This is a genomic window from Myxococcus faecalis, from assembly GCF_050039385.1.
Taxonomy (GTDB): domain Bacteria; phylum Myxococcota; class Myxococcia; order Myxococcales; family Myxococcaceae; genus Myxococcus; species Myxococcus fulvus.
The window spans coordinates 10,800,475-10,815,596 of the sequence record NZ_CP144336.1 but is presented as its reverse complement, the minus strand read 5'-3'; the positions used below and the strand labels follow the sequence as shown (position 1 = coordinate 10,815,596).

Here is a 15,122-nt window from a genome sequence, read left to right as displayed (position 1 = left end):
TGCGCCGTGCCGGGCGCTCACTGCACGCGCCACACGGTGGGGCGGGGCCGCTCGGCCTTCTTCTCGCGAGGCGGGCGCGGCAGGGGCGCGGAGGCCCACTCCGGCACGAGCTCGTCCATGAAGAACAGGTCCTCGCCCAGGCCGTCGACGCGCACCTGGATGAGCGGGTCCGCGGGGTACTGGGCCACGGGGTCGTCGTACACGAGCGCCACGACGACGCCGGTGTGGCCCAGGAAGCCGGCGCTGATGGTGCCGTCGGACGAGTGGGCGACGACCTTCACGCGCTCGCCAATCCTCACCGGCGCGCCGTCCACGTTCGTGCTCACGATGAGAGAGGGGTCGTTCATGGGGCGTAGGAGCGGGGCTTGAGGGTGCGTGAAACGACGAGGGCCACCACACAGATGAGCCCCCAGGCGAACAGGTGGTAGCCCGCGACGTGGCGCCAGTCCTGCTCGCAGGCCAGCTCGCCGACGAAGGCGCCCGTCGTGCCGACGGACAACCCCGCGCACAGGGCGCGCAGCGGCTGGAACGCGGCCCCGCGCAGCACCACCACGGCCATCACCAGGGGGATGATGCCCACGGCCAGGTGGCTCGCGGTGCACACCCAGCCGGGCAGGGACGGAGGCGTCGTCGGAGAGCCGCGCGCGAGCACGAGCGTCGCCGCGCAGGCCATGGCCAGTCCCACGGCGGCCCGACGCAAATCCCGTCCGCGCGGAGACAGCGCGCCCCAGGCACACACGCCGCTCGTCACGAGCAACAGGAGCAACAGCGGCGCGCGCGTCCACAGGGCCGCCGCGCTGACCGCGCCCACCGCCAGCATCACCCCGGCGGCCAGCAGCGCGATGCCTCCCGAGGACGCCATCATCCACGTGGCCAGGGTGCGCCAGCTCCGCACGGGCTTGCGCAGCGCCAGCTCGCTCCGGGCGCTCGCGAGGGCGCGCTCCAGCGCCGCGGTGTCCGGCGGGCGGGGCTCCTCCTGGAGCAGGGCGTCGATGTCCATGGGCGTCTTCATCGCGCCTCTCCCAGCCCTCCGAGCAGCTCCCGGAGCTTCTCGTATCCCCGATGCGCCCGCAGCCGCGCGGCGCCGGCGCTGATGCCCCGGAGCGCGGCAATCTCCTCGAACGACCAGCCCTCCACCTTGCTCAGCACCACCGCCTCGCGGTGGTCGGGAGGAAGCTGTTGTAACGCGTCCAGCAGGTGCCGGCGCAGCGACGGGTCCCCGGAGGGTGGGGGCGCGGATGTAGGAGCGCCTGTGCCCTCTCCGGAGGAGTAGGCGTCCACGTGCTGACGGTGGCGCAGTGCATCGCGCGCGGCGTTGGCGGCGATGGTCATCAACCAGGGGGAGAAGCGGGTGCCGCGCTCATAGCGGCCGCGGGCCCGGACGACGGACAGGAAGGTGGTCTGCAAGAGGTCCTCGGCGAGCGAGCCGTCGCGCACCATCCGCGTCAGGAAGCCCTGCACCCGCCCCGAGTGACGGGCGAAGAGGGCCTCGAAGGCGTCTTGTGCACCAGCGCAGAACCGTTCCATGAGCTCTTCGTCCGAGGGACTCCCCATCACCCGGCTCATGGACGGCCCACCCTGAAATGTGTTTCCGGAGTCCTCCAGGCCCCTCGGAGAGCCTGTGTCGGGCACCCGATGCAGGGATGCCCGACGAGGCGGCGCGCCAGCCCGCCAGGGCCTATCCGGGCATCAGCACCAGGCGGGCGATCTCGGGCGGGGCCCCCACGCGCATCGGCGGGCCCACGAAGCCGCAGCCGCGGCTGACGTAGATCTGCGAGTCGCCCGTGCGGCTGAGCCCCGCGTTGCGCTCCCGCCAGATGAGGTCTCCCACCACGTTGCCCGGGAACATCTGGCCACCGTGGGTGTGGCCGGAGACCTGGAGTCCCACGCCTCGCCGGGCGACCTCGTCGAAGTTGGAGGGCTGGTGCGCCAGCAGCACCGAGGCCTGGTCCGGGCTCACCTCGCGCAGCGCCGCGTCCAGGTCGTATCCGGGCAGACCCATCCGGTCCGCGCTCCAGTCGTCCACGCCCGCGAGCATGAACGATGCGCTCGCGTCGCCGATGGACACGGCGCGATTGCGCAACACGTTGATGCCCAGACGCTCCAGGTAGGCGACCCATGACGATGCGCCCGAATAGTAGTCATGGTTTCCGGTGACGAAGTACACCCCATGTCGCGCGCGCAGGGCGCCGAAGCCGGCCACGTAGGCCCCCAGGTCCGCCACGGTGCCGTCGACCAGGTCCCCGGTGATGGCGATGACGTCCGGCTTCAGCGCGTTGGTGCGCGCCACCAGCTCGTCCACGAAGTGGCGCTGGAGCACGTCCCCCACGTGGATGTCGGTGAGCTGCACCAGGGTGAAGCCGTCCAGCGCCCGAGGCAGCCGGGGCAGGCGCACCGGGGTGTCGCGTACGTCGGGCGGATGGAAGGCCCGCCAGGCGCCGAACGAGGTCGTCGCCACGCCCGCCAGGCCCGCGCCCAAGGCCAGGCCACCGGTGATGATGGCGCGGCGCTCGGGAGAGGGCGGACCCGAGGAGGGCTGCTCGGCGGGCGGTGCGGCACGGCGCGCGAGCCTGCGCCTGCCACGCTCGAGCAGCTCCGCCCCCAGCGTGAAGAAGAGCAGGTACATCACCAGCCCCATCCACGCGAGCAGGCCGATGCCCACCGCGCGCGTCAGGTCCGAGGGGAACAGGCTCCCCAGGAAGCGGAAGCCCACCGCGCCGAGGAAGCCGAGCGAGAAGAGCACCTGTGCGGCGCGCCGCGGCGCCTGGCTCGGGATGAGGTCCCTCACCAGCCGGCGGTAGAGGTAGACATGGGCGCCCGCCATCAGCGCGAGCACGGGGACGAAGAACAGGAGGAGGCTGAGCCAGCGGGGCATCGCGCTCCTGAATAGCGGAAGCCCTCGGCCCGTGCCCGTGCATTTCGCCAGCGGTCCCTCCAATGGCTCCAGACGCCCCTGGCGGCAGGCAGGCGGTCGCACTTCCGCTTTCGCGAACGGACGCATCGGGGCAGGCTTGGGACCGTTCAGCGCGGGCCTCGCGGCCCGCGCTCCTTTCCGAGGACCTCCAATGCTTCGTCGCTTCGTGCTGCTCTGTGCCCTGGTGCTCCCGCTGGTGGGGTGTGGAGATGACCCCAAGGAGCCCACGCCGGTGGGCAACCCGGACGATGGTGATCCGACGAAGGTGACGTACGCGGCGAGCCTGAACGTGGACCTGGCGGCGATGACGCGCCTGGACAGCGGCCTGTTCCTCCTGGACCAGGAGGTGGGCACGGGCCCCGAGGCCGTCGCGGGCAGGCGCGTCCAGGTGCACTACACGGGCTGGTTTCCGGACGGCACGCGCTTCACGACCTCCGAGGGCGGGCCCGCGCTGGCCTTCGACCTGGGGGCGGGGTACGTCATCAAGGGGTGGGATCAGGGCATCGTGGGCATGCGCGTGGGGGGCAAGCGCCGCCTCATCCTCCCGTATGACCTGGCCTACGGCGCGGAGGGCAACCCGCCGAGGATTCCCCCCTACGCGGTGCTCATCTTCGACACGGAGCTCGTCTCGGTCCGCTGAAGGCCGCGCCTCGTCCTCGCGTCCACTTGACGGGCGCCCCGGAGGCTCCTCGGTGAAACAAGGGGTGATATAGCCGTCCCACGTCTGCCGGGGAGTCGGGTCGTCCGAGGAGGAGTCCCGACTTGGGGGTTTCATCCTCCGGCGAGGGGGACGCAATGTCGGGTTCCGAGTCGGAAGTGGTCGAGGGTAATGGGGAGAAGGCCGGGGCGGAGGGAACGCTCCAGGCGCTGCAGGCCCTGATGGGGCTGGAGTCCGCCGCGACGGCCGCCCGGCTCTATGAAGAGCTGAGCGCGGCCCAGCGCGAGCGGCTGCTGCGGGACGCGGCGCTGGCCCCCGCGCGAGAGCGCCAGCAACTGTCGGAGGTCCTGTCGTGGGCGCGTGACTTCGCGGGCGCCGCGCGGCTGTTGCAGGGCTGTGGCGAGGAGTCGCGGATGGCGGCGCTCTACGTCCAGGGCGGACAGTACGTGGACGCGGCGGAGGCCTTCCTGCGCGCGGGTGAGCCGGAGCGCGCGGCCGCGGCCTTCGAGCGGGGTGGCGCGCTGGAGCGGGCCCTGGAGGTGTACCGGGGGCTCGGCTCGCGCGAGCAGGTGGCGCACTGCCTGGTCCGCCTGGGGCGTCCGCACGAGGGCGCGCTCCTGTATCGCGAGCTGGGCCAGCCCCACGCGGAGGTGGAGGCGCTGGGGTGCGTGCCCGCGGGGGACGCGCGCCACATCGAGTCGGTGCTGCGCATGTGCATGCTGCTGGACGCGGAGGGCTTCACGCGTCGGGCGCTGGCGCTGCTCGCGGACACGCTGCGCGCCTCGGAGACGGCGCGTGGAGACCCGGCGCTGGCCGCGGAGAAGGCGCGGCTGCTGCGCCGCATGGGCATGGACGCGGAGGCAGAGGCCGTCATCGCCCGGCTCCCCGCGCAGAGCTCGTCGCCGGAGGCCAACGGGTACAACTACCTCAAGGCCATCCCCATCTTCGGCGAGCTGTCGCTGGAGGACATGAAGGACCTCTACCGCGTGGCGCGCCAGGTCCTCATCCCGGCGGGCGCCGTCATGCTGGAGAAGGGCGCGGCGGGCGTGGGCCTCTTCGTGCTGCTGGAGGGCACCGTGGATGTCTACACCGGCACGGAGGACGACGCGCGCCGGCTCAACACGCTGGGGCCGGGGGCCTACCTGGGGGAGATCTCCCTGGTCCAGGACGCGCCCGTATCGGCGCGGGTGAAGGCGCGCACGTCGGTGCGCGCGCTGCGCATCACCCGGGCGGGCTTCCAGCACTACCTGGACACGCACGAGGGCGCCGCGCTGCGCATCTTCCGGCTGTTCACGCAGAACCTCGCCGCGCGCGTGCGGGCCCTCAGCACCTGACGGCGCAGGCTCGCGATGCCTTGCGCCCTGGGACGTTGCGCGTGCCCGCCTGGACGCGCGTGCCCTGGGGCGAATTGACAATCACAGTCGTCTGCTTTATCTCAATCCCATCATGAGGCCCGTCTCCTTCACAGCCCTGCTGATGCGCGTCCCCGCGCCGGCGGCGGACGTGTGCCTTGCCCCCCGTCACGAGGTTCTGCTCGACATTTGAGCAGGCGGGCCGGAGTCCTTCCGGCGCGCGGGTTTGCTGGTTCCCGTGTGTCGTGAAGTCCGGTTCCGCCCTGGCTCGATGAGGGCCGTCGTGTGCCTTCGTTCCATGCGTCCCTGAGCGGGCTCTCACGCCCCTCCGGCGCGTCGCGCGTGGACGGGCACCTCGACGGCGCCTCGTCCGTCGTCCATCACCAACCGGCTCCTCACTTCATCACCCCCCGCGGGCCTCGCTGCCCGACGGGAACGGGAGTCCTTCATGCCTCGCAGCACTCGCATCGAGCGGTATCGCAACATCGGCATCATGGCGCACATCGACGCGGGCAAGACGACGCTCACCGAGCGCGTCCTGTTCTTCACCGGTCGCATCCACTCCACGGGCGAGGTGCACGACGGCTCCACGGAGATGGACTGGCTGCCGCAGGAGAAGCAGCGCGGCATCACCATCACCTCCGCGGCCACCACCGCGTTCTGGTCTCCTCGCACGGGGCCCTCGGCGGGTTTGCCCCACCGCATCAACATCCTGGACACGCCGGGACACGTGGACTTCACCATCGAGGTGGAGCGCTCCCTGCGCGTGCTGGATGGCGCGGTGGCCGTGTTCGACGCGAGCCAGGGCGTGGAGCCCCAGTCCGAGGCCGTGTGGCGTCAGGCGGACCGCTACGGCGTCCCGCGCATCGCGTTCATCAACAAGATGGACAAGGTGGGCGCGGACTTCGTCATGAGCCTGGAGTCCATCCGGGAGCGGCTGGGCGCTCGCCCGGTGGCGGTGCAGTGGCCGCTCATGGGCGCGGGCGCTGAGTTCCAGGGGCTGGTGGACCTGGTCCGGATGAAGACGGTCCTCTTCGACGGCGACGGCGGTGAGTACCGCGATGGCATCCCCATTCCCGAGGAGGCGCGCGCGGAGGTGGAGCGCTGGCGGCTGCGGCTCATCGAGGCCGCGGCGGACCTGGACGACGCGGTGATGGAGAAGTTCGTGGACGGACGGCTGGAGGAGATTGGCGAGGCGGAGCTCGTGCGTGCGTTGCGCGCGGGGACGCTGTCGCGCGTGCTGGTGCCGGTGCTCGCCGGTGCGGCGTTCAAGAAGAAGGGAGTGCAGATGCTGCTGGACGCCGTCGTCGACTACCTGCCCGCGCCGTCGGACCTGCCGGCGGTGGAGGGCTCCGTGTACGGCACGGAGCAGCGGACCACGCGTGAGCCCGCGGACGACAGTCCTCCGGCCGCGCTGGCGTTCAAGATGATGAGTGACAAGAACGTGGGGAACATCGTCTTCCTGCGCGTGTACTCGGGCACGCTGCGCGCGGGCACCGTCCTGCTCAACTCCGCCACCGGCAAGCGGGAACGGGTGGGCCGGCTGATGTTCATGCATGCCAATCGCCGGGAGGAGGTGGAGGAGGTCCATGCGGGAGACATCGCCGCGGCGCTCGGCCTGAAGGGCGTGCGCACCGGAGACACGCTGAGCGACCTGGAGGCCCCCGTGGTGCTCGAGTCGCTCGGCTTCCCGGAGCCCGTGGTTCACCTGGCCGTGGAGGCGAAGTCACCGGCGGAACTGCCGAAGCTGGAGGAGGGCCTGCATCGTCTGGCGGCGGAGGATCCGTCGCTGCGCGTGGGCGTGGACCCGGAGAGTGGCCAGGTGCTGCTGTCCGGAATGGGTGAGCTTCACCTGGAGGTCGTCGTGGACCGCTTGAGGACGGAGTACGGCGTGGAGGCGCGCGTGGGACAGCCCAAGGTGGCCTACCGCGACACGCTCCAGCGCGCGGTGCGCCAGGAGTACCGCCACGTCCGTCAATCGGGCGGGCCCGGTCAGTATGCGTACGTGGTGCTGGACGTGGCTCCGGCGGCGCGGGGCGCGGGGCTCGTGTTCGTGGACGACACGAAGGGTGGCTCCATCCCGAGGGAGCTGGTGCCGGCCATCCAGAAGGGCGTGGCGGGGGCCATGGAGAAGGGCGTGCGCGACGGCGTGGCGCTCGTGGACGTGGAGGTCCGGCTGGTGGATGGAGACACGCACGTGCGCGACTCCACGCCCCAGGCGTTCTCCACGGCCGGCTCCCTGGCGCTGCAGGAGGCGGTGAGGGCCGCTGGCGTGCGGGTGCTCGAGCCCGTGATGGCGGTGGAGGTGACGACGCCCGAGGCGTACCTGGGCGACGTGCTGGGTGACCTCGCCGCGCGGCGGGGCAGGGTGTTGGGGATGGAGGAGCGGGGCAACGCGCGAGTCGTCTCTGCGCGCGTCCCCATGGCCAGCCTCTTCGGCTACGTGACGAGCCTGCGTGGTCGGACTCAAGGCAGGGCCCAGGCGAGCATGCGCCTGGGTGAGTACGAGCCTCTGCCGGACGCGCTCCAGCCGTCCTTGGCCGTGACTCACGCATGATGCAGGAGGCCCCGGGGCTCGTATCGGCCCGGGGTCTCGTTGTTTTCGAGCGCGAGCGATTTCGCTTGCTTGTACGTGGGTACAAGCCGCGAGCCTTCTCGTCAGACAGGAGACCCGGCGGGCGTCCTGGCGCCCCCGAGGGGAGTGGCGCAAAACGTACACCCCGCCGTTGATTCCGCGGGACTTTGGCCCGGGGAGCGGGCAGGGTCTCGCGCCAAGACGTCGGAATGGGTGGGTCAGCCTCCCTGTTCCCTGACGTTCCCCGAGTGGTCCGGACCCAGTGAGGTCCGGCCGCGCACCGCCAGGCGCCTCCGGCATGGGTCGGAAGAGCGCGCTGCGCGGGCTTGCTCACCACCGCAAGGCGGTGAGCTCACTGTTTCCCAGGAAGACATGACTTTCGACGAACTGCAGCTTCACGACACCCTCCTGCGCGCGGTCAAGGCGGAGGGCTACACCACCCCCACGCCCATCCAGGCGAAGGCGATTCCCCACGCGTTGCTGGGCAAGGACGTCCTCGGCGTGGCGCAGACGGGCACGGGGAAGACGGCGGCGTTCGCGCTGCCCATCCTCCAGCGGCTGTCCGCGAAGGCGCCCGCGGGCGGGCACCGACCGATTCGTTGCCTGGTGCTCACCCCGACGCGCGAGCTCGCCGGTCAGGTGGGCGAGAGCTTCATGACGTACGGCAAGAACCTGCCGCTCAAGCACGCGGTCATCTTCGGCGGCGTGGGGCAGGCGGCGCAGGTGCAGTCGCTCCAGCGGGGCCTGGACGTGCTGGTGGCGACGCCGGGCCGTCTGTTGGATTTGATGGACCAGGGCTACGTGTCCCTGCGCTCGCTCGAGGTGTTCGTGCTCGACGAGGCGGACCGCATGCTGGACATGGGGTTCATCCACGACGTGCGCAAGGTCATCAAGGCGCTGCCGGCGAAGCGTCAGACGCTGTTCTTCAGCGCGACGATGCCGCCTGAGATCGTGGACCTGTCGCGCAACCTGCTGACGGACCCGGTGCGCGTGGAGGTGACGCCTGTCTCCAGCACCGCGGAGACGGTGGCGCAGCAGGTGTACTTCGTGGAGCGCGAGCAGAAGCGCGGCCTGCTGACGCACCTGCTGAAGGACGGAAAGATCTCGCGGGCGCTGGTCTTCACGCGCACCAAGCACGGCGCGAACCGCGTGGCCAAGCAGCTCGAGGGCTCGGGTGTGACGGCCGCGGCGATTCACGGCAACAAGAGCCAGAACGCGCGTGAGCGCGCGCTGGACGAGTTCCGCTCCGGGACGCTGCGCGTGTTGGTGGCCACGGACATCGCGGCGCGCGGCATCGACATCGACGGGCTGAGCTTCGTCGTCAACTACGACCTGCCGAACGTGCCGGAGCAGTACGTGCACCGCATCGGCCGCACGGGCCGGGCGGGTGCGACGGGCACCGCGGTGTCCTTCTGCGACGGTGAGGAGCGCGCGTACCTGCGCGACATCGAGCGGACCATCCGGCGCAGCGTGCCGGTGGTGGAGGACCATCCGTACCGCTCGGGCATGGCGCCGCCGCGTCCCGGGGCCTCGGCCACGGTGGAGGCGCCGGTGTCGCGCGGTCCGAATCCTGGCGCGCAGGCGCGAGGCGGGCAGGGCGGCGGTGGTGGCCGGGGTGGCAACGCGCCCGGTGGTGCCTCGCGTCGTCGTCGGGGGGGCCGCGGTGGCGGCGGTGGCCAGGGTCGGTCCGAGGGCGGCAATCGCTCGGCGCGTCCGGGTGGCTCGGGTCCGAACCGTGGCAATGCGCAGGCGCCGCGTGGACCGGGTGGCTCCTCGCCCAGGCCCGCGGCCTCCGCGGGGCCGTCGAAGCCCGCTGACGCGCCTCCCGCGCGTCGCGAAGCGCCGAAGTGGCTGTGAGGTAGTGGCTCCGTGGCATCCGTGACTCCTTCCTGAGGGGCGACGGGTGCCCGCGTGGAACGTCGCCTCCCGCGTCATCGCGCTGGAGGCGCCTCCTCGTGCAACGGTGCGAGCGCTCGTGGCGCTATCGCCTTCGAGCCTCGACGCTGAGCCTGGGGGCGGCACGGACTCACGCTTGAGTCCGCGCGCAGGGCTCGGCGGTTGTCGGGTTCGGGCCGGACCTGCCTACTCGAGGTGGGCCGTCATCCCGCCGAGGTGAACGGGCTCGATTCGTTCGACCGCGAAGTCGCGGACGAACTCGAGTCGGCCCCACAGCAGGTCATGCCCCTTCATCCATCGGACCGCGCTCACCCGTCTCGCGAAGCGCTGCTGCTCCTCGTTCGTGGCGCGACGGGGCGACCCGAGGACGCGGCCGACGAGTCGCACGGCGGGCGCCCGCGCGAAGTGTCCCCTGAACAGCGAGCGGAGCCAGAACCCCCTGCCGCTGTCCACGGCGAGGATGCTCAGCCGCGCATCGCGCGCGAGATTCCTCGAGAGCCGTCGGGTGAAGACCTCGAAGAACACCCCACGGCCAGGTTCACCCAGCAGCACGGAGCCGATGGGCGTGACATGGGGTGCTCCATCCTCATCGACGGTCGCGATGGAGAAGTGGAGCGAGCTGGTGAAGGCCCGCGAGAACAGCTGGCGCGTTCGAGTCCACTGCTCCCCGATATCCCGGGGCAGGGTGGTGCCGAGGTCAGCAGGTGCCAGGGCGCTCATGACTCCTTGCTGCTCCCCATCACGACGATGGTGCCCTGCGCCACGGCGACCAGCGTCTCCCCCTGGTCGTCGACCGCGAAGATCTCGCACTGGCACACCGACTGTCGTCGTCCCGTGTGCACCGCGCGAGCCCTGGCGACGAGCTGATGGCCGAGCGCCGGCCGCACGTAGTTGATCTTGAACTCCGACGTGATGATGGGCACGTCGAGCATCGCGGTGCCACCGGCGAACGTGAGCGCGTTGTCGGCCAGGTAGCTCAGGACGCCGCCGTGCGCGAAGCCATACTGCTGGCGCAGATCCGGGCGCATGGGCAGTTCGAGCTCCACCTCGCCCTTCGTCAACCGCGTCAGCCGGGTCCCCATCAGGTTGCTGAAGCCCTGCCTGGCGAGGAGCTGCTGCCCAATCTCCATGAGTGAGTCCACGGTGCCCTCCCGGGCTGACTAGAACATCGTTCTAGAATGATGTTCTAATGTAGGGTGCGGCCATGCGCAACCCGGGTCACCGGAGAGAAGAGGTCCTCAAGGCGGCGCTCGAGTGCTTCCTGGAGCGAGGCGTGGAGGGCACGACGATGGCGGCCATCCGAGAGCGCTCCGGGGCCAGCACGGGGAGCATCTACCACCTGTTCGAGAGCAAGGAGGCCATCGCGGCCGCCCTCTACCTGGAGGTGCTCGGCGAGTACCAGACGGGCCTCTTGAAGGAACTGGAGCAGCATCCCGGCGCGCGCGAGGGCATCGAGGCGCTGGTGCGCCACCACCTGGACTGGTCCCTGTCGCGTCCCGACGCCGCCCGCTTCCTGGTGGAGGCTCGAAGTGGAGCCGCCGTCACAGCGGCGGAGACGCGCATCCGCGAGCAGAACAAGGGCTTCTTCCGTCAGCTCAAGGACTGGTGGCAGGGCCACGTCCGCGACGGCACGTTCGACGAGATGCCCTTCGAGCTCTTCCTCGCCATCCTCCGGGGACCGGCGCAGGAGATGCTCCGGGAGTGGCTCGCTGGCAGGACGAAGACCGACCCGCGCACCGCGATACCCGTCCTGGCCCGTGCGGCCTGGCAGTCCGTCGAAAAGCGCCCCACGAGCGCACGGAAGGGTGGGGCGACACCGCGACGACCTTGAGTCACGCGGCTCCGAGCCTCAAGGCCCGGAGGTCCGCGGATGAATCCGGGCCACCCGTCCGAGCACATCGGAGCGCCGTGCCCACCCGTTGAGCCTCCCCAGCGCGTTGCCAATCAAGACGCGCTCGGGCGTGGCGTCCTTGACCAGGTGGAGCAGCGCGCCGCCCTTCCAGCGCACGAAGACGACATCTCCCGCGCGCACCTCCAACGGATTCACCGGAGCCAGCGTCACGGGCTGGTTGTCCTCGATGACTCCGCGCATCGAGCCACCCCTGGGGCGTACGGTGATGTCCTTGCCTTGTGTCAGCGCCTGAAGTGCGTCCGTCATCCATCCCATGTCACGTCTCCTCGAGAAGTTCCTCGAGGAGACGTGGGGCGCTCAGCGCGCTGACAGACTACATGTTCCGCCGGTACTGCCCGCCGACCTCGTACAGGGCGCGGGAGATCTGCCCGAGCGTGCAGACCTTACAGGCGTCCATCAGCGCGGCGAAGATGTTGCCGTTGTCGAGCGCCGCGCGCTTCACGGCCTCCAGCGCGGCGGGAGCCACGTCCGCGTTGCGCTTCCAGAACGCGTCGCGCGAGGTGATGGAGTAGTCCTTCTCCTCCTTCGTCGCGCGAATCACCTCCGGCGGCGTCACGGTGGGCGAGCCCTTCGGGTCCAGGAACGTGTTCACCCCGATGATGGGCAGCGAGCCGTCGTGCTTCAGCGTCTCGTAGTACAGCGACTCCTCTTGGATCTTGGAGCGCTGGTACATGCGCTCCATCGCGCCCAGCACGCCGCCGCGCTCGGAGATGGCGCGGAACTCGGTGAGCACCGCGGCCTCCACCAGGTCCGTCAGCTCCTCGACGATGAACGAGCCCTGGTTGGGGTTCTCGTTCTTCGACAGGCCGAACTCCTTGTTGATGATGAGCTGGATGGCCAGCGCGCGCCGCACGCTCTCCTCGGTGGGCGTGGTGATGGCCTCGTCGTAGGCGTTGGTGTGCAGCGAGTTGCAGTTGTCGTTCAACGCCAGCAGTGCCTGCAGCGTGGTGCGGATGTCGTTGAAGGCGATCTCCTGCGCGTGCAGCGACCGGCCTGACGTCTGGATGTGGTACTTCAGCTTCTGCGAGCGGTCATTGCCGCCGTACTTGTCGCGGATGGCCTTGGCCCAGATGCGGCGCGCCACGCGGCCGAGCACCGTGTACTCGGGGTCCATCCCGTTCGAGAAGAAGAACGAGAGGTTGGGCGCGAAGTCGTCGATGTCCATCCCGCGCGACAGGTAGTACTCGACGAAGGTGAAGCCATTGGCCAGTGTGAAGGCCAGCTGGGAGATGGGGTTCGCCCCGGCCTCCGCGATGTGGTAGCCGGAGATGGACACCGAGTAGAAGTTCCGCACCTTCTTGTCGGTGAAGTACTGCTGGATGTCGCCCATCAGCCGCAGCGCGAACTCCGTGGAGAAGATGCAGGTGTTCTGCGCCTGGTCCTCCTTCAGGATGTCCGCCTGCACCGTGCCGCGCACCTGCTGGAGCGTCGACGCGCGGATCTTCTCGTACACCTCGCGCGGCAGCACCTCGTCGCCGGACACGCCGAGCAGCAAGAGCCCCAGCCCGTCATTTCCCTGCGGCAGCTCACCCTGGTAGCGCGGACGCGGCACGCCACGCTTCTGGTAGAGCGCGTCGATCTTCTGCTCGACCTCCTCCACCTTGTTGTTGGCGCGGATCCACTTCTCGCACTGCTGGTCCACCGCCGCGTTCAGGAAGAACCCGAGCAGCATCGGCGCGGGGCCGTTGATGGTCATCGACACCGACGTCGTCGGGTCCGCCAGGTCGAAGCCCGAGTAGAGCTTCTTCGCGTCGTCGACGTTGGCGATGGACACGCCTGAGTTGCCGACCTTGCCGTAGATGTCCGGCCGGTGGTCCGGGTCCTCGCCGTACAGCGTCACCGAGTCGAACGCCGTGGACAGGCGCTTGGCCGGCAGTCCGCGCGACACGTAGTGGAAGCGCTTGTTGGTGCGCTCCGGGCCGCCCTCGCCGGCGAACATGCGCGCCGGGTCCTCGCCCTCGCGCTTGAGCGGGAAGACGCCCGCGGTGAACGGGAACGCGCCGGGCGCGTTCTCGCGCAGGAGCCACATCAGGATGTCACCCCAGTCCTCGTAGCGGGGCAGGGCGATCTTCGGGATGCGCAGGTGCGACAGCGACTCGGTGAACAGGTCCAGCTCGATGACCTTGTCGCGCACCTGGTACTGGTACTTGGACGCCGCGTAGCGCCGCTTCGTCGCGGGCCACTCGCTCAGGAGCCGGCGGCAATCGGGGTCCAGCCGCGACTCCAGGTCCTTGTACAGCTCCACCAGCTCGCTCAGGTACGCGGGCTCGCCCTCGACGCGCTCGGTGACGTGCACCACGTCGGACGCGTCCTTCGGCTCGACGATCTCCAGCCGCTTCTTGCCGACGTTCTGCCGCAGCGCCTCGATGGTGCCGTGGAGCTGGTACATCCGCCGGGCGATGGCCGCCTGCGCGCGGGCGAACCCGTCATACGCCTCGCACGTCTCGACGATCTCCGCGAGGTAGCGGGTGCGCTCGGGCGGGATGATCCACTTCTTCTCGCTCATGCCCGGCGTCTGGGCCAGGTGCGACTGGAGCGGGGCGCCCGTCTTCTTCACCACCGCGTCCATGATGGCGCGGTAGAGCTGGTTCATCCCCGGGTCGTTGAACTGCGACGCGATGGTGCCGTGCACGGGCACCGCGTCATCCGCCGTGGTGAAGGCGTTGTGGTTGCGCTTCCACTGCTTGCGCACGTCGCGCAGCGCGTCCAGCGAGCCGCGCTTGTCGAACTTGTTGATGGCGATGACGTCCGCGAAGTCGAGCATGTCGATCTTCTCGAGCTGCGTCGCCGCGCCGTACTCGGCCGTCATCACGTAGAGCGACACGTCCGAGTGCTCGGTGATCTCGGTGTCGGACTGACCGATGCCGGAGGTCTCCACCACGATGAGGTCGAAGCCCGCAGCCTTGCACACCTCGATGGAGTCGCCCACGTGCTTGGACAGCGCGAGGTTGCTCTGCCGCGTCGCCATGGAGCGCATGTACACGCGCGGGTTGTCGATGGCGTTCATCCGGATGCGGTCGCCGAGCAGCGCGCCGCCCGACTTGCGCTTCGACGGGTCCACCGACAGCACCGCCAGCGTCTTGTCCGGGAAGTCCGCGAGGAAGCGCCGCACCAGCTCGTCAACGAGGCTGGACTTGCCCGCGCCGCCGGTGCCGGTGATGCCCAGCACGGGCACGCGCGGCTGCTTCGAGCTGAGCTTCGTCATCGCGTCGCGGAGCTGGTCTCCCACCGACGCGAAGTTCTCCGCGATGGTGATGAGCGAGGCGATCTTCATCGGCTCGCGCACCGGCATCGCCGCCGCCGTCGGCGCGAAGTCCGCCGGGCGCTTCTCGAAGTCACACTCCTGGATGAGGTGGTCGATCATCCCCTGCAGGCCCATGGCCCGCCCGTCATCTGGGGAGTAGATGCGGGTGACGCCGTACGCGTGCAGCTCTTCGATCTCCGTCGGCAGGATGGTGCCGCCGCCACCGCCGAAGACCTTGATGTTCGCCCCGCGCTGCTTCAGCAGGTCGATCATGTACTTGAAGAACTCGACGTGACCGCCCTGGTACGAGGTGATCGCGATGCCCTGCGCGTCCTCCTGGATGGCGCAGTCGACGATCTCCGCGACCGAGCGGTTGTGTCCCAGGTGGATGATTTCGGCGCCCGAGGCCTGCATCAGGCGGCGCATGACGTTGATGGCCGCGTCGTGCCCGTCGAACAGGGAGGCGGCCGTCACGATTCGCACGTGGAATCGCGGCTTGTAGGGCCCGGGGACCGGGGTCAACTGGACGTTTCGCACGGCGCGTACAGTAGGAGCGCGGTGGATGTCGGGC

The 15,122-nt window shown here is 70.0% G+C and carries 13 protein-coding genes; 5 read left to right on the top strand and 8 right to left on the bottom strand.

Annotated elements, in window-relative coordinates:
* Positions 1–17 precede the first annotated feature (17 nt).
* The 4 genes from VZQ01_RS42740 to VZQ01_RS42725 all read right to left on the bottom strand — a co-directional run bounded on the left by VZQ01_RS42740 (position 18) and on the right by VZQ01_RS42725 (position 2,875).
* A complete protein-coding gene (locus VZQ01_RS42740; RefSeq protein WP_223749951.1) occupies positions 18–347 on the bottom strand; it encodes a Carotenogenesis protein CarS in 330 nt (109 codons plus the stop codon).
* Positions 344–1,012, bottom strand: coding sequence for a DUF1109 domain-containing protein (locus tag VZQ01_RS42735; RefSeq protein ID WP_141325045.1), 669 nt, complete (start codon positions 1,010–1,012; stop codon positions 344–346). The genes VZQ01_RS42740 and VZQ01_RS42735 overlap by 4 nt, the downstream gene beginning before the upstream one ends.
* Positions 1,009–1,554: an RNA polymerase sigma factor gene (locus tag VZQ01_RS42730; protein WP_223750037.1), complete on the bottom strand. Its 546-nt coding sequence runs from the start codon at positions 1,552–1,554 to the stop codon at positions 1,009–1,011. Before VZQ01_RS42730 ends, VZQ01_RS42735 begins: the two co-directional genes overlap by 4 nt.
* A 124-nt stretch (positions 1,555–1,678) precedes the next feature.
* Positions 1,679–2,875, bottom strand: a complete 1,197-nt coding sequence (locus VZQ01_RS42725; RefSeq protein WP_426746521.1) for a metallophosphoesterase — start codon at positions 2,873–2,875, stop codon at positions 1,679–1,681.
* A gap of 190 nt (positions 2,876–3,065) precedes the next feature.
* Here VZQ01_RS42725 and VZQ01_RS42720 point away from each other — a divergent pair, with 190 nt between their 5' ends.
* The 4 genes from VZQ01_RS42720 to VZQ01_RS42705 all read left to right on the top strand — a co-directional run bounded on the left by VZQ01_RS42720 (position 3,066) and on the right by VZQ01_RS42705 (position 9,356).
* A complete protein-coding gene (locus tag VZQ01_RS42720) occupies positions 3,066–3,554 on the top strand; it encodes an FKBP-type peptidyl-prolyl cis-trans isomerase (RefSeq protein WP_248545650.1) in 489 nt (162 codons plus the stop codon).
* Positions 3,555–3,709: 155 nt separating this feature from the next.
* Complete coding sequence (locus VZQ01_RS42715; RefSeq protein ID WP_223749947.1) at positions 3,710–4,906, top strand: cyclic nucleotide-binding domain-containing protein; 1,197 nt, start codon at positions 3,710–3,712, stop codon at positions 4,904–4,906.
* A 466-nt stretch (positions 4,907–5,372) separates the two neighbouring features.
* Positions 5,373–7,481, top strand: coding sequence for an elongation factor G (gene fusA / locus VZQ01_RS42710; protein ID WP_426746520.1), 2,109 nt, complete (start codon positions 5,373–5,375; stop codon positions 7,479–7,481).
* A 390-nt stretch (positions 7,482–7,871) separates the two neighbouring features.
* Complete coding sequence (locus VZQ01_RS42705; RefSeq protein ID WP_267696345.1) at positions 7,872–9,356, top strand: DEAD/DEAH box helicase; 1,485 nt, start codon at positions 7,872–7,874, stop codon at positions 9,354–9,356.
* A gap of 225 nt (positions 9,357–9,581) precedes the next feature.
* On the opposite strand, the gene VZQ01_RS42700 is transcribed toward VZQ01_RS42705, so the two are convergent.
* The gene (locus tag VZQ01_RS42700; protein ID WP_408890542.1) at positions 9,582–10,115 is read right to left on the bottom strand and encodes a pyridoxamine 5'-phosphate oxidase family protein; all 534 of its coding nucleotides are present in this window, start codon (positions 10,113–10,115) and stop codon (positions 9,582–9,584) included.
* A complete protein-coding gene (locus VZQ01_RS42695) occupies positions 10,112–10,537 on the bottom strand; it encodes a PaaI family thioesterase (RefSeq protein WP_426746519.1) in 426 nt (141 codons plus the stop codon). The genes VZQ01_RS42700 and VZQ01_RS42695 overlap by 4 nt, the downstream gene beginning before the upstream one ends.
* Before the next feature lie 62 nt (positions 10,538–10,599).
* Between VZQ01_RS42695 and VZQ01_RS42690 the strand changes: the two genes are divergently transcribed.
* On the top strand, positions 10,600–11,226 hold the full coding sequence (locus VZQ01_RS42690; protein WP_223749942.1) for a TetR/AcrR family transcriptional regulator: 627 nt from the start codon (positions 10,600–10,602) through the stop codon (positions 11,224–11,226).
* 18 nt (positions 11,227–11,244) lie between these two features.
* On the opposite strand, the gene VZQ01_RS42685 is transcribed toward VZQ01_RS42690, so the two are convergent.
* Together VZQ01_RS42685 and VZQ01_RS42680 are read right to left on the bottom strand one after the other, a co-directional pair.
* The gene (locus VZQ01_RS42685; RefSeq protein ID WP_426746518.1) at positions 11,245–11,553 is read right to left on the bottom strand and encodes a hypothetical protein; all 309 of its coding nucleotides are present in this window, start codon (positions 11,551–11,553) and stop codon (positions 11,245–11,247) included.
* A gap of 67 nt (positions 11,554–11,620) precedes the next feature.
* Complete coding sequence (locus tag VZQ01_RS42680) at positions 11,621–15,088, bottom strand: methylmalonyl-CoA mutase family protein (RefSeq protein ID WP_426746517.1); 3,468 nt, start codon at positions 15,086–15,088, stop codon at positions 11,621–11,623.
* Between the last annotated feature and the right edge of the window lie 34 nt (positions 15,089–15,122).